The 4,030-nt window shown below is 70.8% G+C and carries 4 protein-coding genes; all 4 read right to left on the bottom strand.

From position 1 onward, the window contains the following. The coding region (locus tag R1101_RS0117665; protein ID WP_037223991.1) for an SAM-dependent methyltransferase at positions 1-996 on the bottom strand (996 nt) is incomplete at its 3' end. A 63-nt stretch (positions 997-1,059) separates the two neighbouring features. Further along, entirely contained in the window at positions 1,060-2,070 is a 1,011-nt protein-coding gene (hemC, locus tag R1101_RS0117670; RefSeq protein WP_016934688.1) for a hydroxymethylbilane synthase, read from the bottom strand. Then, entirely contained in the window at positions 2,067-3,488 is a 1,422-nt protein-coding gene (locus tag R1101_RS0117675; RefSeq protein WP_026003412.1) for a glutamyl-tRNA reductase, read from the bottom strand. Before R1101_RS0117675 ends, hemC begins: the two co-directional genes overlap by 4 nt. Then, on the bottom strand, positions 3,485-4,030 hold a 546-nt coding region (locus tag R1101_RS27315), incomplete at its 5' end, for a redox-sensing transcriptional repressor Rex (protein WP_016934690.1). The genes R1101_RS27315 and R1101_RS0117675, both read right to left, overlap by 4 nt.

Genomic DNA, 4,030 nt, shown 5'->3' on the forward strand with positions numbered 1-4,030 from the left:
CGCCCGCGCGTCGAGACCGAACGCCTCGAACTTCTCCCACACCGCACGCACGGCGTTGGTGGAGGTGAACACCACCCACTGGTAGCGGCCGTCGACCAGACCCTTGACCGCACGTTCCATCTGGGCGGGGCTGCGCGGCGGCTCGACCGCGATCGTCGGCACCTCCATGGGGATCGCGCCGTGCGTGACGAGTCGTTCGCTCATCTCGCCGGCCTGATCCTTGGTGCGGGGCACGAGGACGGTCCAGCCGTACAGGGCGCGCGACTCCCACCACGACATCTTGTTGCGGTGCGAGACGACCTTGCCCACGGTGACGACGAGCGGCCCGACGAGTTCGGAGCCCGCGTCGTTCAGGGTCGCGAGCGTGGCCTCGACGGTGCGCTGCTGACGGGTGGTTCCACGCACGGTGATCGCTGCGGGGGTCTGCGGCGCGAGACCGTGCTCGACCAGCGCGCTGGCGGTCTCGGCGAGGTGACCGGAGGTCGCGTGGAGGACGAGGGGTCCGGGGGCTGCGGCGAGCGCGGCCCAGTCGACCTCTCCGCGCACGTCGACCTCGGTGTGGCACGAGCCGAGTGCCATGCCGGCGTAGCTCGGCACCGACGATCCGGCGGGCAGACCGGGGAGGACCTCGAAGACCACCTGGGTGCGGGCGACGGCGTTGACCTCGGCGATCACCGAGTCGGTCGTGAGGGGATCACCGGCGACGAGGCGCACCACGTCGTGTCCGGTCTTCGCCTCCGCGACGAGCGTCTTGGCTACCTCGGAGGGCTCGCCGAGTGCGGGACGGACCTCGGCGACGGGTTCACCGGTCTCCGGGTCGGCACCGTGGTCGGAACCGACGAGGGCAACGACACCCTTGTCGACATCGGGGTCGGTGAAGGCGATCGTGGCGCCCGCCAGCACGTCACGCGCGCGCACGGTGAGCAACGCAGGATCGCCCGGCCCCGATCCCACGAACAGGATGCGCCCGGGGTTGTGCTTACGGACTCGGCTCATCGGTCATTCTCCAGTGCGGTCAAATCAGTGATAAGGGCAAATCGGGTGACGGTCACGGCTGGGTCAATCATCGGCAGGTCTCGTCTCGGGGACGATCCCGTGCTCGACCATGAGTTCGCGCGCACCGAGATCGAGCAGTTCGCGCGCGATACGACGGCCGAGTTCCTCGGCCGTCTCCGGCGCCCCCACCGCGCTCGCTCGCAGCACATCCGATCCGTCCAGGGCGGCGGCACACCCGCGCACCGACAACTCCTCGATCACGCGGCCGTCGTCGTCGAGGGATTCGACGACCTCGGCGATCGCCCCGACCGGTGCGGTGCATCCGGCTTCGAGTTCGGCGAGCAGCGACCGCTCGGCGACGACCGCGGCGCGGCTCGGGGCGTGGTCGAGACCCGCGAGCAGTTCGATCATCTCGGGATCGTCCGACCGGCACTCGACGGCGAGCGCACCCTGCGACGGCGCCGGCAGCATCTGCACCGGTTCGAGGGACTCGGTGACGCGGTCGAGGCGTCCGATGCGCGACAGTCCGGCGCGCGCGATGACGATCGCGTCGAGTTCTCCGGAGTCGACCTTGCCGATGCGGGTGTCGATGTTGCCGCGCAGCGGTTCGATCTGCAGTCCCAGTCCGAGCGCGGCGAGCTGTGCCCGCCGGCGCGGTGCCGAGGTGCCGACCTTCGAACCGGGCGGAAGTTCGCCGAGGACGAGTCCGTCGCGGGCGACGAGCGCGTCGCGCGGATCCTCCCGTTCGGGGACGGCCGCGATGACGAGGCGCGGGTCCTGGAAGGTGGGCAGGTCCTTGTAGGAGTGCACGGCGACGTCCACCTCACCGGCGAGCAGCGCCTCGCGCAGCTCGGCGGTGAACACGCCGACACCGATGCGCTGCACGGGGCCGGGGGTGACATCGCCCTTGGTGGTGATGATGACGAGCTCTGCCGGGCGACCGGCGGCGATGAGTGCGTCGCGCACGGTGCCGGCCTGGGTCGTGGCGAGCACGCTGCCACGGGTACCGATCCGCAGTGGGCGGTCCTGCCGAGCAACGTCGTCGCGGGAAACCGATGCGGCTTCGGTGCTCATGCGGTGCCGTCCTTTCGTGAGACCTGGAGTTCGGTGGTGACAGCGGGGTCCAGTGCGGCGGACAGATCCACCGCGAGGGTCGGATCGGTCAGCGAGCCCAGGTCCTTGGTGGGGGTCGCGACCGCCTCGACCGAACCCGGCCTCAGCTCGAACAGCTCCCGCAGGGCCTCGGCGTACTGGTCGCCTCCCGGCGTCGACGCGAGCTGCTTGACGCGCACCGTCGGCGCGTGGAGGAGCTTGTCGACGACCCGACGCACCGTGCGGGCGACCTCACCGCGCTGGCCGTCGTCGAGATCGGGCAGTCGCGATTCGAGGCGCATCAGCTCGGCCTCGACCACTTCGGCGGCACGCTGACGCAGTGCCGTCACCGTGGGGGTGACCTCCGCGAGGCGCTGCGCGGTGAGGTACTGCGACAACTCGGCGGCGACGATCGTGCGGGCGGCGTCCGCGTCGTTCGCCGCGGCGCCGGCCGACGGGTCGCGCTGCAGCGACTCCATGTCGAAGACCTGCACGCCGGGAAGACCCGCGACGGCGGGATCGACGTCGCGCGGCAGGCCGAGATCGCAGATCGCGAGGGGGCGTTCGCCGCGCCCGGGCTGTGCGAGCGCACGGTGCGCGTCGGCGAGAGTGACGACGGCGCCCACGGCCCCAGTGCAGGTGACGGCGACATCGGCGCGGCTCAGTGCGGCCGCGAGGTCGTCGAACGCGACGACCTCGGCCTCGACACCGGCGGCCCGCGCGGTCTCGGCGAGTCGCTCGGCGCGGTCGCGGGTGCGGTTGGCGACGACGATCGAGCCGATCTCCGCCCGGACGAGGTGTGCGACGGCGAGACCGCCCATGGCACCGGCCCCGATCACTGCGGCGGTGCGGCCCCGGAGGTCGCCGCCGAGGAAGTTCGCTGCCTTGTCGAGCGCAACGGAGACGACGGAGGCACCGGCGGCGTCGATGCCGGTCTCCGAGTGCACCCGCTTGCCGACACGCAACGCCTGCTGGGCGAGTTCGTGCAGTGTGCGGCCTGCGGCCTGCTGGGCGTCGGCGGCGGCGTAGGCCGTGCGGATCTGCCCGAGGATCTGCTGCTCCCCCACGACCATCGAGTCGAGACCGCTCGCGACGGAGAAGAGGTGTTCGGCCGCCGCCTCGCTGTATCGGACGTAGGCGTGCTTGTGCAGTTCGGTGACGGGAAGACCCGAGTGCTCGGCGAGCAGATCGCTGACCGCGGCCAGCGCACCGTGGAAGGCGTCGACCACCGCGTAGATCTCCACCCTGTTGCAGGTGGAGACGATCATCGCTTCGGAGATCTTGTCCGACGCCAGCATCTTGTCGGTGAGCTTGGGACGGTCGGTGTCCGTGACCGCAACCTTCTCGAGCACCGGGACCGGTGCGCTCCTATGCGATATCCCGACGAGGAGAACACTCACGGTGCGATCACCGATCCGTTTCTGGTCGCGGCCGATCCCATCGGACCCGCCTTTCCTGTTGTGGTACGCCGTGCAGAGCTTCGGGTGGAGACCCGCGGGATGCCGGCGGGGCGGACGTCGCCGGCTGCCGGACGGACGTCGGCGCTCGCGGAACGGGCGGTCTCGTCGTTGCGCGTGCTGTTGAAGGACAGGACCTGCATCTCGACAGACAGGTCGACGCGGCGGATCTCGACATGCTCGGGCACCTCGAGTTCGACGGGCGCGAAGCTCAGGATGCTGCGCACCCCTGCGAGCACGAGCAGGTCGCACACCTGCTGCGCGGCGTCGTCGGGGGTGGCGACGACACCGATGGTCGCGCCGAGTTCGCGGGCGCCGCTCTCGAGATCGTCGACGGGCCGGACGACGAGGTCGCCCACACGGGTGCCCACCACGGCGGGATCGGAATCGAAGAGTCCGGCCATGGTGAAACCGCGGCGGTCGAAACCGGGATACCGGGCGAGCGCCCGTCCGAGATTGCCCACTCCCACGAGTACGACGCGGTG

Origin of the sequence: Rhodococcus sp. R1101 (genome assembly GCF_000278445.1) — a bacterium.
Classification (GTDB): Bacteria; Actinomycetota; Actinomycetes; order Mycobacteriales; family Mycobacteriaceae; genus Rhodococcus; species Rhodococcus gordoniae.